17 protein-coding genes (1 of these 17 running past the window's edge) are annotated in these 22,589 nt (G+C 41.8%); 14 read left to right on the top strand and 3 right to left on the bottom strand.

Features of this window, described 5'->3' with window-relative positions; translation table 11 throughout:
- Positions 1-289 precede the first annotated feature (289 nt).
- Complete coding sequence (locus tag H3302_RS13375) at positions 290-1,762, top strand: NarK family nitrate/nitrite MFS transporter (protein ID WP_065978357.1); 1,473 nt, start codon at positions 290-292, stop codon at positions 1,760-1,762.
- 125 nt (positions 1,763-1,887) lie between these two features.
- A complete protein-coding gene (locus H3302_RS13370; RefSeq protein WP_036973019.1) occupies positions 1,888-3,216 on the top strand; it encodes an IS4 family transposase in 1,329 nt (442 codons plus the stop codon).
- Between the two features lie 72 nt (positions 3,217-3,288).
- Here the strand turns inward: H3302_RS13370 and mog are convergent, their stop codons facing one another.
- Complete coding sequence (gene mog / locus H3302_RS13365; protein ID WP_036973017.1) at positions 3,289-3,816, bottom strand: molybdopterin adenylyltransferase; 528 nt, start codon at positions 3,814-3,816, stop codon at positions 3,289-3,291.
- A 255-nt stretch (positions 3,817-4,071) separates the two neighbouring features.
- On the opposite strand from mog, the gene nrdG reads away from it, so the two are divergent.
- Entirely contained in the window at positions 4,072-4,524 is a 453-nt protein-coding gene (gene nrdG / locus H3302_RS13360) for an anaerobic ribonucleoside-triphosphate reductase activating protein (protein WP_065978358.1), read from the top strand.
- A gap of 5 nt (positions 4,525-4,529) precedes the next feature.
- Positions 4,530-6,329, top strand: a complete 1,800-nt coding sequence (gene nrdD / locus H3302_RS13355) for an anaerobic ribonucleoside-triphosphate reductase (protein WP_182395501.1) — start codon at positions 4,530-4,532, stop codon at positions 6,327-6,329.
- Between the two features lie 33 nt (positions 6,330-6,362).
- Here nrdD and H3302_RS13350 read toward each other — a convergent pair whose 3' ends face one another.
- On the bottom strand, positions 6,363-6,944 hold the full coding sequence (locus tag H3302_RS13350) for a hemerythrin domain-containing protein (protein WP_182395499.1): 582 nt from the start codon (positions 6,942-6,944) through the stop codon (positions 6,363-6,365).
- A 269-nt stretch (positions 6,945-7,213) separates the two neighbouring features.
- Here H3302_RS13350 and H3302_RS13345 point away from each other — a divergent pair, with 269 nt between their 5' ends.
- From H3302_RS13345 to H3302_RS13310, 8 genes are all read left to right on the top strand, one after another.
- The gene (locus H3302_RS13345) at positions 7,214-9,679 is read left to right on the top strand and encodes a S8 family serine peptidase (RefSeq protein WP_218977102.1); all 2,466 of its coding nucleotides are present in this window, start codon (positions 7,214-7,216) and stop codon (positions 9,677-9,679) included.
- A gap of 165 nt (positions 9,680-9,844) precedes the next feature.
- Positions 9,845-10,681 carry a DUF6689 family protein gene (locus H3302_RS13340; protein ID WP_036973011.1) on the top strand — a complete coding sequence of 279 codons (837 nt, stop codon included), beginning with the start codon at positions 9,845-9,847 and terminating at the stop codon, positions 10,679-10,681.
- Between the two features lie 29 nt (positions 10,682-10,710).
- Positions 10,711-11,607, top strand: coding sequence for an FHA domain-containing protein (locus H3302_RS13335; RefSeq protein ID WP_051501919.1), 897 nt, complete (start codon positions 10,711-10,713; stop codon positions 11,605-11,607).
- Between the two features lie 19 nt (positions 11,608-11,626).
- The gene (locus H3302_RS13330; protein ID WP_182395487.1) at positions 11,627-14,953 is read left to right on the top strand and encodes a serine/threonine-protein kinase; all 3,327 of its coding nucleotides are present in this window, start codon (positions 11,627-11,629) and stop codon (positions 14,951-14,953) included.
- The gene (locus tag H3302_RS13325; RefSeq protein ID WP_182395484.1) at positions 14,946-15,662 is read left to right on the top strand and encodes a sensor histidine kinase; all 717 of its coding nucleotides are present in this window, start codon (positions 14,946-14,948) and stop codon (positions 15,660-15,662) included. The genes H3302_RS13330 and H3302_RS13325 overlap by 8 nt, the downstream gene beginning before the upstream one ends.
- A gap of 1 nt (position 15,663) precedes the next feature.
- Positions 15,664-16,302, top strand: coding sequence for a response regulator transcription factor (locus H3302_RS13320; protein WP_036973006.1), 639 nt, complete (start codon positions 15,664-15,666; stop codon positions 16,300-16,302).
- Between the two features lie 99 nt (positions 16,303-16,401).
- Positions 16,402-18,867, top strand: coding sequence for a S8 family serine peptidase (locus tag H3302_RS13315; protein ID WP_182395482.1), 2,466 nt, complete (start codon positions 16,402-16,404; stop codon positions 18,865-18,867).
- Between the two features lie 168 nt (positions 18,868-19,035).
- Entirely contained in the window at positions 19,036-20,364 is a 1,329-nt protein-coding gene (locus H3302_RS13310; protein WP_036973019.1) for an IS4 family transposase, read from the top strand.
- Between the two features lie 50 nt (positions 20,365-20,414).
- Here the strand turns inward: H3302_RS13310 and H3302_RS13305 are convergent, their stop codons facing one another.
- Positions 20,415-21,275 (bottom strand): YicC/YloC family endoribonuclease, encoded by an 861-nt coding sequence (locus H3302_RS13305; protein ID WP_036973004.1) that lies wholly within the window; start codon positions 21,273-21,275, stop codon positions 20,415-20,417.
- 180 nt (positions 21,276-21,455) lie between these two features.
- Between H3302_RS13305 and rph the strand changes: the two genes are divergently transcribed.
- Positions 21,456-22,169: a ribonuclease PH gene (gene rph / locus H3302_RS13300; protein ID WP_182395480.1), complete on the top strand. Its 714-nt coding sequence runs from the start codon at positions 21,456-21,458 to the stop codon at positions 22,167-22,169.
- A 23-nt stretch (positions 22,170-22,192) separates the two neighbouring features.
- Positions 22,193-22,589, top strand: the 5' portion of a protein-coding gene (pyrE, locus tag H3302_RS13295) for an orotate phosphoribosyltransferase (protein WP_036973002.1). 248 nt of this gene lie beyond the right edge of the window; only the first 397 of its 645 coding nucleotides appear in the window; the start codon lies at positions 22,193-22,195; the stop codon falls past the right edge of the window.

Here is a 22,589-nt window from a genome sequence, read left to right as displayed (position 1 = left end):
CTGCAATTATGAGCCTCTTCGGAGGCTTTTTTCTGTGTGATATCCCAAAACCTCATTGTTATTCCTCCAATATCTCCTTTTATCTCCCTCATAGAGTGATAGGGGGTGTTAATACACCTTAGTAGGTAGTAAGCGCAGTTAACAAAGGCATTGCTTTACAGTGCGCCTATTCATAGGGGGTAGACGTGTTTTTGGCTGCACGGCGGTTACCTTTATTCCTTGATTTACATCAATTCTTTTTCAGTAAGTCGGCTCAGAATCAAATTAATAAAACCGTTTGGAGACGACAATGGCGAGTGAAAAATTTAACCTTTTTTCCTTTCAAGGAAAAATGAAAATCTTACATCTTAGTTGGCTTGCATTCTTTATCACCTTTTTTGTGTGGTTTAATTTTGCACCGTTACTACAGGCTGTAAAAACCACCTTGGGATTAAGTACAGAGCAAGTAAAAACACTACTGATCTTGAACGTGGCTTTGACCATTCCTGCCCGCGTGATTATTGGCATGCTAACCGATAAATACGGGCCAAGGTTAGTCTATTCATGTTTGCTGATTGTCAGCGCAGTACCTTGTTTAATGTTTGCTTTTGCTGATAGCTTTTTGCAAGCTGCCATTGCTCGTTTTTTACTTGGGTTTATCGGCGCAGGCTTTGTTATTGGTATCCGCATGGTGTCTGAATGGTTCCCTCATCACGAGTTAGGCACCGCAGAAGGTGTGTATGGTGGCTGGGGTAACTTTGGTTCCGCTGCTGCGGCTTTTTCACTGCCTACGTTGGCATTAATTTTTGGCGGCGATGATGGTTGGCGTTATGCAATTGGTATTACGGGTGTAATGAGCTTTGTGTATGGTTTTATTTATTATTTTAATGTAACCAATACACCTAAAGGCTCGACGTACTTTCGTCCTAAAAATTTAGGGGCGATGGAAGTCACTTCTAAAGGTGATTTTTTCTTACTCCTAATCATGAAAATCCCTATGTATGCAGCAATGGCATTACTGGCTTGGAAACTCTCACCCAATGGTGTTGGGATGATTGAAGCAAATGTGGTACACCTTATTTATGGTGGGTTAGTGCTGCTGTACTTGTTTGAAGTTAAAAAAGTGTGGAACGTAAATAAAACGGTATTTGAGCAAGAAGTACCTGAGTTACATCGCTATAGCTTTAAGCAAGTAGCTGTGCTGGATATTTTGTATTTTACAAATTTTGGTTCTGAGCTTGCTGTGGTGTCAATGCTGCCGCTGTTTTTTGCTGAGACCTTCTCGCTTGACCCTGTTATGGCAGGGATGGTGGCCGGTGCGTATGCATTTATGAACTTAATGTCACGCCCAGCAGGTGGGTTTATTTCAGATAAGTTTGGTCGCCGTACAACGTTACTTATTTTAACCGCCGGTTTAGCCGCAGGTTATCTGTTAATGGGCATGGTTAATTCGCAGTGGCCATTATGGTTAGCAGTTGCAACAGCCATGGCGTGTTCTTTCTTTGTTCAATCAGGTGAGGGTGCTGTGTTTGCCGTCGTGCCATTAATTAAACGTCGCTTAACAGGGCAAATTGCAGGGATGACAGGGGCATATGGTAACGTTGGGGCAGTTACATTTTTAACTGTGTTATCGTTCGTCGATTATGCAACTTTCTTTTATGTTATCGCCGGTACGGCAATGATTGGCTTTGTTACTTTGTTCTTTATGGATGAACCGCGAGGTCAAATTGCTGAAGTACGCGAAGACGGGACTGTTGAACTGATTGATGTATCACACAAATAAATCTTAATACGATAGAAAAGCCAGCTTAAGCTTAATGCAGATCAGTTAAGCATATTTTTATGATCACTTGACTGATCTTTTCATAGCTTCACAATCCGATATTAGAAATAGTATCGGATTTTTTTATGTCTCTAATTCAACACTTCGATGATATGTCCTCCTTTTTAGATGATGTACATACACTCGACAAACTTAAGCAGGTTCTTGACCCTGATATTCTTGAACAAGCATTTGAACATGCGGGAGTTGCCACTGTTCGTAAAAGGCGGTTACCGCTAGAAGCTATTATGTGGTCTGTAATTGGTATGAGTTTATTCCGAAACGAAACTGTGTGGGATATTGCTAACAGACTCGACATATCCTTGCCTGGAAAAAACAAATTAGTAGCGCCGAGTGCGCTCGTGCAAGGTCGCCAAAGGTTGGGTTACGAAGCAGTCCAACAAACATTTCAATTACTTTCACATAAAGTGTTTGCCACCCAGCCTTTTGAGCAGTGGTGTGGACTTAATTTACTTGCAGTGGATGGCGTTAGCTTCCGAACTCATGATAATCAAGAAAACCGAGAAAAGTTTGGCAGTGACAGTAATCAGCATGGAGAAGTCAGCTATCCACAAATTCGAATGTGTAGCTTAATGGAAGTATCTAGCCACTTATTGTTAGACAGTAGTTTTGATGCCCGTTGTGTAGGCGAAATGAGCTTAGCTCAACGTCTATTACCAGCCGTACCGGATAACTCTCTGACCTTGTTTGACCGTGGTTATTACTCATTAGGGCTACTTTATCAATGGCAAAGCCAAGGAAAAAACTCTCACTGGATGTTGCCAGCAAGGAAGGATTTACAGTATCAAGTTGAACACAGTATCAGTGACAATGATAAGATTGTTACCTTGTCTACAAGCCTTCAGGCGAGAAAGAAGTTTGAGTCATTACCAGATACCATAACGGCAAGATTAACCACTTATAAAGCTGATGGAAAAAGCTATCGTGTTCTGAGTTCTCTTATTGACCCTTTACGATTTCCGTATGACGAATTAATAGAGGTTTATACACAACGCTGGGAAATTGAGCTGGCGTTTAGAGAAATAAAGCAGGGATTGAATCACAGCAAACATACATTACGTAGTAAGAAGCCAGACATGGTACGCCAAGAGTTATGGGGATTACTACTCGCTTACAACTTAATACGCATAATCATGCTTGATGCAACTAAAGAAGAAGATATCTTGCCTACTCAATTAAGCTTTAGCCAATCTATGCGGCAGGTAATCGCTTTCTTCATGTTTACGCCAATACATAGTGCAAGTAAGTTACCTGTTCATTATGATGAGTTACTGACAACACTTAGGTTGTTTATCTTACCCGATAGGCTACCAGACAGGCATTATCCAAGGGTGATAAGAAGGAAACCAAATAAGTATCCTTACAAAAGAAAATGCCAGTCAGCTCTTAACTGACTGGCATTAAGCTTAAGCTGGCTTTTTTCGTTATTAACTAAGGGGATGTTTTAACGTTATGACGAACCTTATTTATGACTTAGGTCTAAATACTTGAACCACAGATTCATCACATTCTAAGTAAGGCCCTTCAAGTAAATCAATACAATAAGGCACCGCAGGAAATACGGCATCAAGACATTGACGAATCGCTTTGGGTTTGCCCGGTAAGTTAATAATTAATGAGCGGTCTCTTATCCCCGCTGTTTGTCGAGAGAGTATAGCCGTTGGCACGTATTTTAAGCTTTCAGTACGCATTAACTCACCAAATCCTGGCATCATTTTGTCACACACCGCTTCTGTGGCTTCGGGGGTTATGTCTCGTTTGGCGGGACCCGTTCCACCTGTGGTAATGATTAAAGCGCATTGTTCTTGATCGGCAAGCTCGCATAATGCCGCTTCAATTAAATGTTGCTCGTCTTCGACTAATCGATAGCATGCCTGCCATGGCGAACTTAAATAGTCATTTAATGTATCGGTGATAGCGGGTCCCGATAAGTCATCGTACTGGCCTCGGCTTGCGCGATCACTAACAGTCAAAATTCCAATTTTCGCAGTCATTTTCATCTCTTTACAATTCATTTATTCGCACTCTAGCAAAGTGATGGGTAAAGGTAACTCCTCCAAAGTAGGTAGAGGTGTCTGGGTGGCGCTCCGTTTTATTTTTGACAGGAGGGGGTTTTGATTGGCTACCCATTTTGTTCTTTTGGCAGAACTAAGCTGCTTTGATCTAGATCAAGTTTTAAACTGGCTTAAAACGGCGTTGATACTATATATTGATTATATTGAAATTTAAAACACAGCATGTAGTGGTTTATGTTTAATGTATTAGAACCCCAAGTGTGCTTTCAAGAAGTCCCCGGACACATTGCGTTAGGCTTTGTGTGCACGGGGTGCCCCTTGCGCTGTCCTGGGTGTCATAGCGTTGATACATGGGATCCAAAGCATGGTGAGCGGTTAACATCGCAACGCTTTCTAGGGTTACTTGAGCGCTATAAGCACTTGATAACTTGTGTGGTGTTTTTTGGCGGAGAATGGCAGGAAGGTGATTTAGTTTATTTTTTAAAGTTAGCAACGCAGCAAGGCTTAGCAACGTGTTTGTATACCGGGCTTGAGGATGTGTCGGAGCAATTAAAAGCACAGCTGACTTATGTAAAAACGGGCCGTTATGTCGCTGAATTAGGTGGCCTGGCGAGCCATTTAACTAATCAACGATTTATTGAAATTGCTTCGGGTAAGGTACTTAACTCATTATTTTTAAAAGGATAACAAAAATGTCTATGCTGAATTGTGAACAATTAAAAGAAAAAATGCGTTTCATCGAAAACTATACACAGGCCAAGAATGCGGCCGATGGTTCTAAAGTGGATGCGAATGCAAATGTGACATTAAAAAATATAGCGACGCTAGAATCAGAAATAATGAAAGACTTTTTCATTCACGTTAATCGCACTCAGGTGAGTAATAAAATAACCGCGCTTTTCGGCGAGTCATTGGGCAAAGAGTACCTTCGACAAATTGAGAACCATGAAATTTATGTGCATGATGAAACGAGCTTAAAGCCTTACTGTACTTCTATCACCATGTATCCATTTTTATTGGATGGGCTAACCAAATTAGGGGGAGAGTCTAAGGCACCTAAGCATTTAGAATCGTTCTGCGGCAGTTTTGTGAATCTTGTTTTTGCAATTAGCGCGCAGTTTGCAGGGGCTGTCGCGACGGTCGAATTTTTAATGTATTTTGATTACTTTGCGCGTAAGGATTACGGCGATGATTATTTAGTTACTCACTATAAACAGATAGAAAATCACTTACAGCACGTCGTGTACGCTTTAAATCAACCCGCTGCTGCACGAGGTTATCAAAGCGTATTTTGGAATATCTCGTTGTACGATAGTGCATACTTTGAGGCTATGTTTGGTCATTTTGTGTTTCCTGATATGACGGCTCCCGATTGGTCGTCTTTAAAGGCACTGCAAAACATGTTTTTAAATTGGTTTAACCAAGAGCGAAACAAAGCTGTTTTAACATTCCCTGTTGTCACCGCTGCCATGCTAGTAGAAGACAATGAACCTAAAGATAAAGAATTTGCATTGATGTGTGCCGAAAACTTAAGTCAAGGCGGCTCATTTTTTGTTTATCAATCAACCGATGCTGATTCATTAGCCTCATGCTGTCGACTTCGTAATGAAATTAGCGATCATAGTTTTTCGTATAGTTTAGGCGCGGGGGGCGTTTCGACGGGCTCTATCAATGTTATTACACTCAATATGAATCGATTGGTGCAAGATGGCAGAGACCTAGCAACAGAAATAAGAAAAATACATGCTTATCAAATCGCGTATCGCACCTTAATGGAAGAGTACCAGCAAGCGGGCATGCTACCGGTGTACGACGCAGGGTTTATTTCCTTTAACAAGCAATTTTTAACCATTGGTATTAATGGCATGGTTGAAGCCGCAGAGTATTTAGGTATTCAAGTGGGGGTTAATGATGCGTATAAAGAATGGGTGAAAAGTCAGTTAGAAGTGATTTATAAAGAGAATCGCTTAGCAACAAAAGAGACCGGCTTTTTATTTAACACTGAGTTTGTTCCTGCTGAAAATTTAGGGATAAAAAATGCCAAATGGGATAGCGAAGATGGCTACTTCACGCCAAGAGAATGCTACAACAGTTATTTCTATTTAGTAGAAGACACAACACTAAATCACCTTGATAAGTTTATATTGCATGGTAAATCGATGACAGAGTTTTTAGATGGTGGCTCAGCACTTCATTTGAACTTAGAAGAGCATTTAGACACTGAGCAATATATGCAGTTATTTAATGTGGCAGCGCGAACGGGGTGCAATTATTTTTGCATTAATGTGAGGATCACGATTTGTAATCACTGTGAGTATATCGACAAACGCTCAAGGCAATCATGCTCACAGTGTGGTTCAACAGATATTGATTATGGCACACGCGTGATTGGCTACTTAAAAAGAGTGTCGTCATTTAGTCATGGCCGACGCAAAGAGCACAAATTGCGACATTACCAATGCACAAAAGTACAACAATCAGCGTTAGCCTAACAATGTAAAGGGGCGTCTACTGCCCCTTTTGCCTTAACCTTGCATAAAAAGAATATTATTTTCTAAATGAATGTGCTCGTTTAAATCGTTGTAGAGCTCATGTATTTTGGCATAAAGACGCTGCCAGTCTTCATCAGCATCGTGCGGAGGAGTAAACTTATTGGTGAGTGTGGTTAATTTGTCGAGTGCCTTCTCGTGCTCTAAGTGCTCTGCTTCCATTACACTAATAGGACCCGATGGATAATAACCTTTCATGATCATTGGGAATAAAATGGCCTCTTCTTTCATCATATGTTCTTCAAGTTCATATTTCATTTGCGATAAATGAGATTCCAGATGATGAGGGTAGTCAGCATGATCAGTATTTTTTAATTTCACTGCTTTGGTTAATTGGATCAATTGTTGAAATTGCATTCTGTGCTTTTCATGAAAATTATCGATGATATGCGCAATGAGCTTAATGGGCGATTGCGCCTCCCAGTTTATGTTACTGCCAGAAATAGCTTGTCCAATATGAGTGTGTTGCTTGGTGGTTGAGTTATCTTCATTGACAAGGTCAATAGCATTAGCGCTTTCGCTCGCTATATCATTTGATGTTTCTGTACGAGCAGACATTCTCAATCCTTACTTTTAAATGACGAATGGTTTAATCAATCTAGTTGAAACATAGGACGAAAGATATTCCTCAAAGGGGATAGAAAACGTTTAACCTTTACTGGGTAGTGCCCGTAAAAATTCATTTAATACCTTACCTAATAGGGGATTTCCCTCATGCCATGTAGGGATTGATCCTGATAGCTGCCAACTTCATTCGGCTATTTAATTAGAAATGTAAATAAAACATTAACCATTTTAGGCGTCAATTCACGCAAGGTAGGTGTCAGATGAAACTATTAATGAAAAATATGGCGGTTGGTTTAACGCTTGCAGGATTCAGTTTAAACGCAGCGGCAGCCGCAGTGATAGGCTCTCAATTAGAGCAACAGCTTAAAACTATGTCGCTCACAGACAAAGCGATGGTGGTTGTAAGTTACGAGCAAATGGAAGCACTTAAAGCCACACAAATAAGTAAGTTAATTAATCTAGGTATCACACAAAGTGTGCAATTTAAGTCATTACCAATGATTGGTGTTGTTGCATCACCTACACAAATTAAAAAGTTAGCAGCAATGGAAGGGGTTCGCTCTATTTTTGCAAATAGACCTTTAACTTATTACAACCTAGAAGCGCGAGAAATTACGGGGGTCGAAAAGCTTCAATCAGACGAATTCACGGCTAATAATGGGATGACGTTCACAGGTAAAGGCGTCACCGTTCTTGTCAATGATTCTGGTATTGATGCGTCACTCGCTGATTTAGAGTATGGCGCTAAAGTCATTGAAAACGTGCAAGGGATTACTCATGCCAGTGCTATTTCAATTACTGGTGCAAGTGGTGTGTGGATTGAAGGCCAACTTAACACCGATTTAAATGTAGGTCATGGCACACACTGTGCGGGCACTGTGGCTGGTTGGGGAAGTCATTCTGATGGTAAGTACCAAGGTGCAGCACCGGGTGCTGATTTAATTGGTTATGGTTCTGGCGCAGGTATTTCTATTTTGGATGCTCTGGGTGGTTATGACTATGCCATTACCCATATTTGGGATTTTAACTCGCCGATTCGTATCATGAGTAACTCATGGGGAAGCAGTGGTAAGTTCGAAAGCCATGATCCTATTTCATTGGCATCTTACAAAGCTTACAAGTTGGGTATGTTATCAGTGTTTGCTGCGGGTAATTCAGGTTCAGGCGAAGATACTCACAACCCATATGCACAAATTCCATGGGGAATGTCGGTGGGTGCAGGCACCAAGCAAGGTGATTTAATTGATTTTTCATCACGGGGTAAAAGTGGTGAACAAGGCACCTTTACTATGCCAGACGGCAGTGAGTGGCAGTATAAAAATGAAATAACAATAGTCGCACCGGGAGTGGATATTATTTCGACACGCGCAAAAACGAACATCGTATCGAACGGCGGTGCAGATGACATTGACGCAATTGAAGCTGAATACTTACCTTATTACACAATGATTTCAGGCACGTCAATGGCCACCCCCCATGTTGCGGGTGTGGCTGCGCTGATGCTGGAAGCAAACCCCGACTTAACACCGCTGCAAATTAAACAAATTATGCAAGAAACAGCGACAAACATGCCGGGCTATCAGGCATGGGAAGTGGGCGCTGGTTATGTCAATGCGTATGCCGCTGTAGCTGGCGCATTGGGTTATAACGCTGAAAATAGTGTCACAGTAAATAACTTAAACGACTTTAATGCGAATGCCATTATTGTGGATGACAGCTCACCCACCCCATTTGAAGTGTTCTACTCACCAGTGGGTGAACCAGAGGAATTTACCTTTACTGTTGGCAGTGATGCTGCGTTTATCAATGTGGCTGCAGATGTGCTGGCGAACACCACTAAACTCAAACTTGAAGCACCCGATGGCACGGTTTATTTTGGCAACTTAACCTTGCCAGTACTTGATACTTCAATGCGTGTTTCAGCGCCAGCACAAGCCGGAGAGTGGAAGTTATCTGCGTTTGGTTTGACCTCGTTATCAGGTGTAGAAGCCGATCCTACAGGTGTCACAAATGGCCCAGGCTTACCTGAGTTTATTAGTGGTGAAATTAGTATTTTGAAGTCAGGTGGATACCAAGGGCTTAATGATATTTTTGTTCACCCAGCTCGAAAAGCGATTGAGTTTGCGGTTAGTGAACGACTCGTTGATGGTCACGATGATGGCTACTACCGACCTGATGTAAACCTATCACGTGCAGAGCTTGCTCAGTATCTTGTGATGGGAATGGCAATCAGACAACAACGTGACATTCTGGCGACACAAAAACCGGCCTTTGTGGATGTTATGTCTGGTAGCGATGCGTTTGTCGATGCCGTTACGTCAGTAGGCTCAGCGTTAAAAGACCGTAAACAAGAGCAAAATCCAGTAATGTTAGTATCGGGTCAGTCATTTAATCCGACGGGCACAGTTAGCAAAACCGATTTAGCGTACTCATTAGTGCAAGCACTTGGCTTACAATCGCAGGCTGGCAATCACACGGGCGATATCACGGTTGCTTACAACGGCGAACAAATCCCGCTTCGTGATAGCAATGCGATACCTAGCGAATTAAAAGGGTATGTGCAATTGGCTGTTGATATGTCGCTGTTAGGTGTCCGTTTTGAGCTTGAACAGGGTCGCTATGATTTAACACCGACGCTTGTTGCTTACTTTGAACCAGACACCGTAGTAAGCCGGGGTGATTACGCGGTGATTATTGGTCGAGTGTTCAATCAATATTTAAGATAGTTAAGTCCTTGATGAATAAAAACCAACCTGAAAAATGGTTGGTTTTTATTCGTTATTTTTCATTAAAAACTTGCGAAATACCCCAGTCGAAAGTAAGTTTAATGTTGTAGTTTGTTAAATAAACGTGTTACTTCGGCTTGCCGTCGTCACGAGAGAGTTGAGAATATGAGCCAGTTCAAGACGTTTTACATCATTGCATTTGCTTTAATAATGATGCTTTCAAGCCCCGTATCACACAGCACAGAATTAGTCAGTGTCAATGTTCAAGGTAATACTGTTGAGGCCGTGATAAACCTCCCTGCAAATATTTCAGCAGATATCACCCTTGAATTTGAAAATGCAGTAGGCCTTACCGCTGATAATATAGGTATTACAGCCGAAATTATTGATATCACGTCGCTTAATCTTTTGCAGCGACTACCAAACAGTAGCAATATTTCTTTGCAAGCGCTTTTTCCAATGATGATTACTATTGAGCCTGATACCAGTGGCGGTTTTTCGTTTTCGGGAGTCGCGAGTGTTGACATTCATACGCACAATTTAGAGTACACAGCGGGTACGCCACTACGCTTTTTTAAAGCACCTTTAGGCGGTGAGTTTAAAGATATTACCACAACAATGGGGGCGGGGAGTTACCGTGCTCGCGGTTCAACAGGCCGCTTTTCACAGTTTATAATTGTCGCTGACTTACGCCCTGCAACCGTTGTGATCAATACAAAGTTTAACGACTTACAAACGGCGTTAAATGCTTTTTCTAGCCAGATTGACAGTGTTGTTTATTCAACACTATTGCAAGACGTCGCCGATATTAATCAAGCAATTATGACGCTTGATTACAGCTCAGCGAGTAGCAAAGTTAGCCAGTTTATTAATAATGTGAAAGCTAATCGAGGCCAAGCAATTCCAGATGTGTGGCGCTCAAGCCGAGATGTCGATAACGTGATGGGTGAGCTCATAGCTTATGCAAATACGTTACGCTTTAGTTTGAGACTTGCCAATTAAGAATAATAAGGTTTGTAGAGTAGTTGTGTATGCCCGCTAGAATTACGGTTTGTTATACTGATCAGCCTGCGATGGAAAGCTATTTATACGAACAGAGTGGATACCTCATAGGACGTGCGAAAGAGTGTCAGTTAATTTTGGAACACCCAACGGTGTCACGTCAGCATGCTCGTGTGTCGCACAGTAATGATGCATGGCAACTTAATGATCAACGCAGTTTAAACGGCACGAAAGTAAACGGTGCCGTTGTCACTCACTCAACCCTTGCTGATGATGCAATCATTTCGATTGGTGATTTAGATTGCTTGTTTGAAGCAAAGTCAATGTCGCAAATAGCGGCCATTAATGAGCATAACACCTGGCGATTAACACAAAGTAAGTTAGCCTCACCGTCTTCTAACACAGACTATTTAAAAGAAAGCTTAATTGCCCAATTACATAACCTAATTACGTTAACAGGCACGCAGCGTGGTGTGTTGCTATTAGGCGAACAATTAGATTCATTACAAGTATGTATCGCACAAGGTTTCAAAACGGGTGATTTTAAATTGAAACGCTTTGAAGGCAGTGTTGGTGCAATCTCTCGTTGCTTTGAAAAAGCAGAACCCGTGGTGGCTATGGATGTGTCGGTACATGACTTACTCAAACACCGCGACAGTATTCAGTTGAAAAAAATATCCTCGCTAGCGTGTATCCCGTTACTATTTGACGGTCGAGTTGTTGGGGTTGTGTATACCGACAGCCAATTAGCGGGAAAAGTACTGACTGATTTAGACATCGAAATTTTCCACAGCATGGGACTTCAAATTGAGGCCGCAGTGCAAGCCTTACTGTTGCAACAATCTATTGATAACTTACAAAAAGTGGTTACAGATAAGCACGTTAACGAAAATACTGGCTATACTTTATTTAATTTATGTCATTAACCCCTGTTAAATAGGTGATATGAGCAATAACGACGTTTCTAAAAATAGCAGTGATGAATTGCATGAAACTCAGGTAATTAGCTCACCGACTTATCTTAAGCCTGGCGAATGTTTACTTGGCCGTTTTGAGATTGAAGCCATGTGTGGTCAAGGTCAGTATGGGTGTGTTTACCGCGCCTACGACAAACAGCTTGATACACACATTGCCATTAAAGTACTTAATCAATCAATTAGTCAGCAATCAGATGCGATTGCAAAGTTCAAACAAGAATTACTGCATTTACGTCAATTAAGCCACCCGACTATTTTACGCGTTCATGAATATTATCATTGGCAAAATCTACATTTTATAACGATGGATTGGATTGATGGCCAATCGCTAGAAGAGGCTAGCCTAACTTTTCAGAGTCGTGAAGAGCTTATTACATTTGTAAGCCAGTTATTAGAGGCATTGGTTTTTGTGGAGCAAGCCAATGTTGTTCACCGAGATATTAAACCCGCCAATATTATGCTCGATAAAAAGGGACGACTGTATATTTCAGACTTTGGTTTATCGGTGTTAGAAGGCAGCGCAGATGTGGGTGATATTGTGGGGACGGTTCATTATGCCCCCCCAGAGTATTTGCAGTTTGGGGCTGTAAATTCGACTACTGATTTATACGCGGTTGGCGTGGTGTTGTATCAGCTGTGTTGTGGTGAACTTCCCTTTACTGGACAAAGCCTTGATGAGGTATTAACGGCAAAGCAGCTTAATAAAGCAAAATGTCGCGTAAAGCATAAACAACTGGCTTTTATTGCGCCATTTATCAACAAACTTATTCATTCTCAAGTTAACGCACGTTTTAAAAATGCCACTGAGGCACAAACGGCATTTTTAAAACAAATTAAAGAAAAACCGCACAACATTAAAAAACACTCTATGTTGATGGCTGTCGTGGTGGTTATAGGCTTGTTTATTATGGCTGCGGTATTTTTAAGCATGCCACACGATACTCCCCAACAGCCTGAGAAAGAATACTATGCAGTGGCTGTTTTACCTTTACAAAGTAGCGACGATAGCGTTGCACAAGGGCTTGCTGAATATATTAACTATCAACTGCATGAATTAGGTCATTTACGAGTAGTAGAGCAAGGCAGGTTAAGTCAGTTGCTCTCTCAACTTGGAATTACAATGCCGTTAGATGAGCAAAAGCTAGCGCTGGTGGCTGACTTATTAAATGTAAGCTACCTGATTGCTCCGCAACTATACCCAAGTGGTTCAGAGCAACACGATATTAAATTTAATGTTTATCAGCTTGAAGGACACACATTACAGCAAAATACACTCTTAACGAGCAATTTTAACCAAGCTAATTGGCAACAAAGCGTGTCGAGTTTTACCGAGCGTTTTTCACAGCAATTGCAATTATCAACTGAAGTGAAGGCATTACAAGTTGACCCTCAACCAGCAGGTGAGTTGTTTATTGTGAAGTCGTTCCTGCAAAAAGGTGAGTTTGAAAAAGCGCAAACATCGTTATCGCAGTTTTTAACCAAGCACCCAAATTCAGGACTAGGGTGGTTACTGCAAGGTGAATTATTGCTTGCCACCCAGCAATTTTTCGATGCTGAGAATGCTTACAATCAGGCCCTTAAGTTTGCTGAAGATAAAACCTACACAGCAAAATTTGCCAGTGCGAGGCTTAATGATCTCGCCGGTAAAGCAGAGCAAGCTCAAGCTGACTATGCAGCCCTTGTAAAGGCATTTCCTTATGATGTGGAATTAAAAATAGCCCTTGCAGAGTTTTATTTTCTGACAGAGCAACATCAAAAAATGGAAGCGCTGTTGCTTGAGGTCGTTAACCTTGACCCTTACCATCCCGATGCATGGTTTATGCTTGGCCGAGCTGCATTTTTACAAGGGCAGTATCAAAAAGCGGTTGATGAGTATTTTGTTAAAGCCTTAGTAACTGCCAAAAAATCGAAAAATGTGTATCAAGAAGGCGAAGCGCTGAATGCGTTTGGTGTTGTTTACAATCAACTCGGGGAGATTGATTTAGCCTTTGATTACTACCGTCAAGCACTCGCTATCCGCGAAAACATTGATGACATTGCTGGAATGGCAACCACCATGGGTAACCTGTCTTCATTGCACCTTGCTAAAGCACAGTACACAGAAGCAGAACGCTATTTACAACAGAGCATTTCATTGTACGAGCAACTAGGCGATCAAGAAGGACTATCGCATACCTTTAACGAGTTAGGGGTGCTTGAAGAAGAGCAGGCTTTGTATAAAAAAGCACTTGAATATTATCAGCAAGGCCTCGACATACGCATGACGCTTGGCAACCAAATGCTGCAAGCCGAGAGTATGAATAACATCGGTTTTATGTATTTTATGCTGTTAAATAAAAAGCATGCGTTGGTTTATTGGCGTCAGGCTGAGCAACTGTATCAAGGTATTCAATACCCCTTGGGTATCATCCATGTAAGGCAGAATTTAGGGCAAATTGAATTAGCACAGGGAAATTGGCGAAACGCGTACCATCTTTTCAATAATACACTGGCAGATGCTAAACAACTCAATAGCACCTTTGAGCAATGGGTATCGCGTAGTTACTTATCTAAATTGACCTTTTTACAAGGAAATTTTGCAAATAGCATCACTGAGTTAAGCGCCATTTATGAGCAAGCAAAGTCATTGCAAGATATTCGCGCGATGAGTGAATTTGGTTTGTGGCTTGTTGATTGGTCGTATCAATTAGGTGATATCACCGGCGCAGCGTCAACAATCGCGAGCTTAAAACAAGATATCGCCGATAAGGGCAACCGTGAGTATGTTAGCCGACTTGCATTTTACAATGAGCTCATAACGGGTGAGATGATCACTCAACAACAAATGAGTGAGCCCATGAGCAAAGATTATAGTCAGGGCGCTATTTATATTGCCAAGCTCATTTATGCGGCTCGTGAAGCACTGCGTCAACAGCAAGATATTAGTGCTCATTTAGCGGCGCTGGGTAATGTTGATTTTACCTTATATCAATACGCCTATCTTGAGTATTTAGAGCTGCTTGCTGTACAGCAGTTTATGCAACAGCAATGGCCTGATTTTCAGGCAACGCTAAAACAGGCTGATATTCTGCTTCGTAAGATGGGAGGGTACTGGCGGAGTTTTCAATTTGATCGATTAAGAGTGCAGTTTGCTTATCACAATGAGCAAGCACCCAGTAGCTTAAAAGCAAAGCTTAATTCAGAGTTAAACACTTTATTGGCCAATCTTCCTGAAGACAGAAAGGCTGAATTTTTGAACTATCAAAGTTATTTTCAACTTGATGATTCGTTACAGGACTTGGCTGGTTATGAATAATGATAAGGATATCACCTCGCTGGTGGCAGAGCTTAATCAAAAGCAGCAGCAAATTTCGCAGCAACTTTCAAACTCTAATGAGCAAATGCGTGGTTTAGCAAAGCGTGTTTGGCAGGTGCAAGAGAATGAGCGAAAGCAAATAGCACAAGAGCTGCATGATGGGGTTGGGCAGCTACTCACTGCTTTAATAAATCAATTACAGCAAGCAAAAAATGAAGCTCCCAGCCATGCTCTCAATGAGGGTATTGAATTAGCTCGCCAAGCATTATCAGATACTCGGGTTATATCACGGCTTATGCGACCGCGCATATTAGACGATTTAGGCCTTGTGCCTGCACTTGAGTGGTTGGTAAGAGTGATGTCTGAACAGCAGGCGTTTGCTATTAACTTACATCACCAAGTTGATAATAACCTAGCCAGTGATATACAAACCTTGGTATTTAGAGTGGTACAAGAAGCGCTGACCAACGCCATTAAACATGCGAAGGCAAGCCTAATTACCATTAATGTGATAGCAACAAAAAGCATGTTAATGGTCAAAGTAAAAGATAATGGTCAAGGTATGGAACTACAACCTGATGATCTAACAACAGGCTTTGGCTTAGGGGCAATGCGAGACCGAGTTATGGCATACGGTGGTCAGCTAACGGTCACGACTGCGCCACAGCAGGGCTGCGAAATTAAAGTGCTAGTAACAGGAAATAATTAATATGATTAGCGTACTGATTGCTGATGACCACACTATTTTGCGCCAAGGTCTGGTGAGTTTACTGAGCAATGACCCTGATATTCGAGTACTTGCAGAAGCGGCAGATGGTTTATCTGCCGTACAAAAAGCACTTGAATTAAAGCCAATGGTGATTGTTATTGATATTAGCATGCCAGAATTAAACGGCATGGAAGCGGTTAAACGACTTCATGAGCAGTTACCAGAAGCTAAAGTACTGGTGTTAACCATGCATGAAGAGCAAGAATACGTAATACATATGGTGCGGGCTGGTGCATCTGGTTACTTGTTAAAAGACAGCGCCAGTGATGAGCTTATTGATGCCGTAAAAGCACTTGCTCAAGGAAAAACCTATTTTAGCCAATACGCAGCCAGTGTATTAGCAACCATGTCATTAAAACCGGCTGAAACCTGGGATGACCCTTATCGTAATTTAACCAGTCGTGAGCGTGAAGTTTTTCATCTTATTATCGAAGGTAAAACCACCAAAGACATTGCTCGCTCATTAGATATCAGTGTAAAAACGGCTGAAAATCATCGTGGTAAAGTACTTGATAAGTTACAAGTCGCCAATGCGGCTGAATTGGTCCGTTACGCTGCAAAATATAATTTACTCATATAAAGGTGTTTTAACCTTCTTGCTCTAGGGGTTTTCCCCCATTTTTAAAAGCCTACGTGTTTGCCATGCTGAGAGAGTCAAAACAAATTAAGGTTTACTCTCATGCTTAACACTCAATTAAAATCACAAAAACTACTCGCGGGTCTTGTTGGCGCAGGACTAAGCTTAATGTCACTGAATTTATCAGCTAAATCTTTGGGGCCAGAAATTAGTCAGTTACTGACCCAAGCAACAGAACAAGATGTGTTCGAAGTTATTGTTACATTTGAAGGTAATAAAGCGGTCGACTCTGAACTGATGAGCGTTATTCAGTCGGCAGGTGTGTTAGGCGGTGTTAGTTTAAAAAGCCTGCCTATGGTCGGTATTACGGCAACTAAAGCTCAAATCGAGGCTATCTACGCATCAGACAAAGTTCGTTCAATTTGGTACAACGCGCCACTATCACTAGAAAATGATGGTTCAACTCAAATTACTGGTGTTGACCGATTACGTGCCGATAGCTCTTTACGACATAAAGGCATGCCGTATTCTGGTCGCGGCATTGGTGTTGTCGTTAATGATTCAGGGGTGGATGGAACGCATGGCGACATCAAATACCCTAACCACGTAGTACAAAACGTGCTTGCGCAAACAAACTTAAACTCGTTGTCGAGTGTATTACCCATTACTTACCAAGAAGACGTTGATAACACTGATATTGCGGGCGGTCATGGTTCACATGTAGCGGGCATTATTGGTGGTAATGGTGCAATGTCGAGTGGTAAGTATCAAGGGGTCGCGCCGGGTGCAAAAATTATCGGTTATGGGTCGGGTGCGGGCTTATTTATTCTAGATACACTGGGTGGTTTTGATTACGCTTTAACGCATCAATTCGATTATAACATTCGTGTTATTTCAAACTCGTTTGGAAATACAAGCGACACAGGCACAGACTTTAACCCAGATGATCCAACAAATATCGCAACCAAAAAGTTGGCAGACAATGGGGTAATTGTTGTTTTCTCAGCGGGTAACTCAGGAAGCGGTGAAGGCACGATTACAGGCAACTTCAAAAAAGCACCTTGGGTTATTACTGTGGCAGCCGGTGATAAAACCGGTAATTTGGCCAGCTTTAGTTCTCGCGGTGTGAAAGGTAAAGGTGGCGTTGTTAGCATTAATGGTGAACAGCTCGAATGGCAAGATAGACCAACAATTACGGCGCCAGGTGTTGATGTTATTTCAGCAAGAGCTTCACTTTCAAGCTTGAGCACCTTGAGTCTAGCTGATGACAGTGAAATTATGGATATTAATCATGTGCCGTATTACACATCAATGAGCGGCACCTCAATGGCTGCACCACATATTTCAGGTATTGTCGCGCTGATGTTAGAGGCGAATCCAAACCTGACATGGCGTGAAGTGAAAACCATTTTGCAAGAAACCGCGACAAATATGCCCGGACTTGAAGATTGGGAAGTTGGGGCAGGTTATGCAAATGCTTATGCCGCAGTACAGTCAGTCGTTGATCAACAACGTACGTTTGGTACCACGACTAAACTTAACCGTAACTTTAATGCTCAAGCGCAAACATCAGTGCAGGCTGAGTACAATGACACCGTTGATTTTAGCCCCGTGGGTGATAATTCAGGCACCCTTATTAATGTTAGCCCAGATGCGTCAATGTTGATGGTGAGTGCCAATGTTTCTGACAACACCGTAGGGTTGTCACTCACCAGTCCTTCGGGTAAACGTTATGGCTCGAGTATTGCGTTGCCAGTACTGGGCCAAAATATTGCTGTAACAGCCCCAGCAGAAGCCGGCGAATGGGTGCTAAAAGCCAGTGGTATTGGTGGTTTGTCTGGGGTAGATGTTGACCCCATTGGTGTAACCAATGGTTATGCTGTGCCAGGCTCGATTCCTGTTAAAGTAAAAATAGTTAAAACAGATGGTTACACTGGACTTGATGATGTAGCCGCTGATCACCCTGCAAAAGCGTTTATTGAAATGGCAGTGAGTGAGCAGTTAGTCGATGCAACAGAGAATGGATTTAAACCCGATGACTTTTTACTTCGCCAAGAATTAGCCGACTTTTTAACACTCGGTGCAGGAGTGAGACAATCAAACAAAGCGACACAAGTAAGCTATACCGATGTTGATGCTTCGTATAGCGCAGCAATTAATGCAGTAACACAAAAAGGGGCTGCGCTTCGTAATACAGCACAAGATCAAGCGCCTGTAATGTTGACTGATACAACGATGTTTTCACCAACAGAGCAGGTGAGTCGAAGTGAACTTGCTTACTCGCTCGTGCAATCATTAGCACTGCAAGAAACAGCAGCTACATTTAGCGGTGATATTACAGTGGTTTACAACGATGAGCGATATACACTGGAAGATCAACATACTATTCCTGACCACCTAAAAGGGTATGTACAGCTGGCGCTAGACCTTGGCATTTTGAATGCGTACTTTGATGTACACCAAGGCCGCTTCGACTTAGAGCCAAAAGTAACCGTACACTTCAATGGTGATGAATCGGTAACGCGTGCTGACTATGCTGTAGCTGCAACACGTTTTTACAATAATTAGCCTCCCTTCACCGATGCTAATACCACTTTATTCCCCTGTAGAGTGGTTTTTAAAACAAAAGACCCAGCAACAGCTTAATGCAGATCAGTTAAGCATATTTTTATGATCACTTGACTGATCTTTTCATAGCTTCACAATCCGATATTAGAAATAGTATCGGATTTTTTTATGTCTCTAATTCAACACTTCGATGATATGTCCTCCTTTTTAGATGATGTACATACACTCGACAAACTTAAGCAGGTTCTTGACCCTGATATTCTTGAACAAGCATTTGAACATGCGGGAGTTGCCACTGTTCGTAAAAGGCGGTTACCGCTAGAAGCTATTATGTGGTCTGTAATTGGTATGAGTTTATTCCGAAACGAAACTGTGTGGGATATTGCTAACAGACTCGACATATCCTTGCCTGGAAAAAACAAATTAGTAGCGCCGAGTGCGCTCGTGCAAGGTCGCCAAAGGTTGGGTTACGAAGCAGTCCAACAAACATTTCAATTACTTTCACATAAAGTGTTTGCCACCCAGCCTTTTGAGCAGTGGTGTGGACTTAATTTACTTGCAGTGGATGGCGTTAGCTTCCGAACTCATGATAATCAAGAAAACCGAGAAAAGTTTGGCAGTGACAGTAATCAGCATGGAGAAGTCAGCTATCCACAAATTCGAATGTGTAGCTTAATGGAAGTATCTAGCCACTTATTGTTAGACAGTAGTTTTGATGCCCGTTGTGTAGGCGAAATGAGCTTAGCTCAACGTCTATTACCAGCCGTACCGGATAACTCTCTGACCTTGTTTGACCGTGGTTATTACTCATTAGGGCTACTTTATCAATGGCAAAGCCAAGGAAAAAACTCTCACTGGATGTTGCCAGCAAGGAAGGATTTACAGTATCAAGTTGAACACAGTATCAGTGACAATGATAAGATTGTTACCTTGTCTACAAGCCTTCAGGCGAGAAAGAAGTTTGAGTCATTACCAGATACCATAACGGCAAGATTAACCACTTATAAAGCTGATGGAAAAAGCTATCGTGTTCTGAGTTCTCTTATTGACCCTTTACGATTTCCGTATGACGAATTAATAGAGGTTTATACACAACGCTGGGAAATTGAGCTGGCGTTTAGAGAAATAAAGCAGGGATTGAATCACAGCAAACATACATTACGTAGTAAGAAGCCAGACATGGTACGCCAAGAGTTATGGGGATTACTACTCGCTTACAACTTAATACGCATAATCATGCTTGATGCAACTAAAGAAGAAGATATCTTGCCTACTCAATTAAGCTTTAGCCAATCTATGCGGCAGGTAATCGCTTTCTTCATGTTTACGCCAATACATAGTGCAAGTAAGTTACCTGTTCATTATGATGAGTTACTGACAACACTTAGGTTGTTTATCTTACCCGATAGGCTACCAGACAGGCATTATCCAAGGGTGATAAGAAGGAAACCAAATAAGTATCCTTACAAAAGAAAATGCCAGTCAGCTCTTAACTGACTGGCATTAAGCAACAGCTGGGTCTTTCTTATTTTAAAATTACAACAGAGTTATTCAATATTCTGGATCTGTTCGCGCATTTGTTCAATTAACACTTTAAGTTCGACAGCTGCGTTTGTGATGTCGCTGTTAATTGACTTAGACGCAAGCGTATTCGCTTCGCGGTTAAACTCTTGCATCATAAAGTCTAAACGACGACCGCAAGCGCCACCTTTCGTTAATATTTTTTTAGTTTCTTTAACATGCGATTTTAAGCGGTCTAGTTCTTCGGCCACATCTTGCTTTTGAGCAAGGTAAATAAGTTCTTGCTCAAGACGTGATTCGTCGATATCCGTTTTTAACTCTTCTAGTTTTTGATTTAGTTTGTCGCGTTGCCATTTAGCTATTTCTGGTAAGTGGCTCTCAACAATGACTACTTGCTCTAAAATTGCATCTAAACGGGTTGCAATCATTTCGTGAAGGTTAGCGCCTTCATCGCCTCGTGCTTGTTTAAAGTCTTCGATTACTTCATCAAAGCCTGCGATCAGTGCAGTATTCACACTATCCATGTCTAACTCTTCAGCCTCCATCACACCTGGCCAACGTAAAATATCAACAGGGTTGATGTCGCCATTGCTTTGTTGCTGCACCCATTGCGCGCTTTTAATAAGCTGCTCAGCCAGAGATTCATTAATTGTTAGCTCACCAACATGTGCTGGGTTTGCTGCAAATTTTAGGAAAACTTCTACTTTTCCGCGCTGTAGGTGTTTGCGTAAACGTTCACGGATAACAGGTTCCATCCCACGAAATTGCTCTGGTGCGCGGATAAAAGTTTCAAGGTAACGTTGGTTAACTGAACGAATTTCCCAAGTGCCAGTGCCCCATTCGCCTTTAATTTCGCGACGCGCATAAGCTGTCATGCTGTGGATCATGGATGATTTCCTAGTGTTATTTATTTACAAATTTGGTTGATTATACCGTATCAGCCTTTAACCTCTAGCGGAAATTTTTTCAGCTGCATATTTCACATTCATTTAATTATGTAAATCAACATGGCATCTACACGTATATATACTTATAATGTGGCAAATTCAGATTTAAGGGGATCGTTAATGCGTCCAAGCGAAAGAACACCTAACCAAATTAGACCGGTTACATTTACACGTAATTACACTATGCATGCTGAAGGTTCAGTATTAGTAGAGTTCGGAAATACGAAAGTATTGTGTACTGCAACTGTTGAAGCAGGTGTACCACGCTTTATGAAAGGCCAAGGTAAAGGTTGGGTTTCGGCTGAATACGGTATGTTGCCACGTTCAACACATACCCGTAATGGTCGCGAAGCAGCTCGCGGGAAGCAAGGCGGTCGTACAATGGAAATTCAACGCTTAATCGCACGCGCATTACGTGCTGCGGTTGATTTAAAAGCGTTAGGCGAAAACACCATTACAATTGATTGTGACGTAATTCAAGCTGATGGCGGAACTCGTACTGCATCAATCAGCGGCGCATGTGTTGCGCTTGTTGATGCGCTGACGTACATGCGCAGCAAAGGCATGATCAACTCTAATCCACTTAAACACATGATTGCAGCTATTTCTGTGGGTGTATATAAAGGTCAACCAATTACAGACCTTGAATACCTAGAAGACTCTGAAGCAGAAACCGATATGAATGTTATTTTGACTGAAACCGGCAAAATCATCGAAATCCAAGGCACTGCCGAGGGGGAACCTTTCTCGTTTGATGAATTAGATGAGCTTCTATCACTGGCTAAGCATTCTATCCGTGAAATTATCGATGCTCAAAAGCAAGCTTTAGCATAATTTAGAAGTAGGTTAATTTAGTAATGAAAGATTATCAAAAAGAGTTTATTGAATTCGCACTTGAAAAGCAGGTGCTTAAATTTGGTGAGTTTACTTTAAAGTCAGGCCGTACTAGCCCTTACTTCTTTAATGCAGGTTTGTTTAATACCGGTCGTGATCTTGCTCGCTTGGGACGTTTTTATGCTGCGGCACTGGAAGATGCAGGCATCGAATACGATGTTTTATTTGGTCCAGCCTATAAAGGTATTCCAATTGCAACAACTACCGCGGTTGCATTAGCGGATCACCACGATAAAGATGTACCTTATTGCTTTAATCGTAAAGAGAAAAAAGCACACGGTGAAGGGGGCACATTAGTCGGTTCTGAGCTTAAAGGTAAAATCATGTTAGTTGATGACGTGATCACCGCTGGCACAGCGA

Source organism: Pseudoalteromonas sp. MT33b (genome assembly GCF_014117385.1).
GTDB lineage: Bacteria > Pseudomonadota > Gammaproteobacteria > Enterobacterales > Alteromonadaceae > Pseudoalteromonas > Pseudoalteromonas lipolytica.
This window is presented reverse-complemented; position numbering and strand designations above follow the sequence as displayed.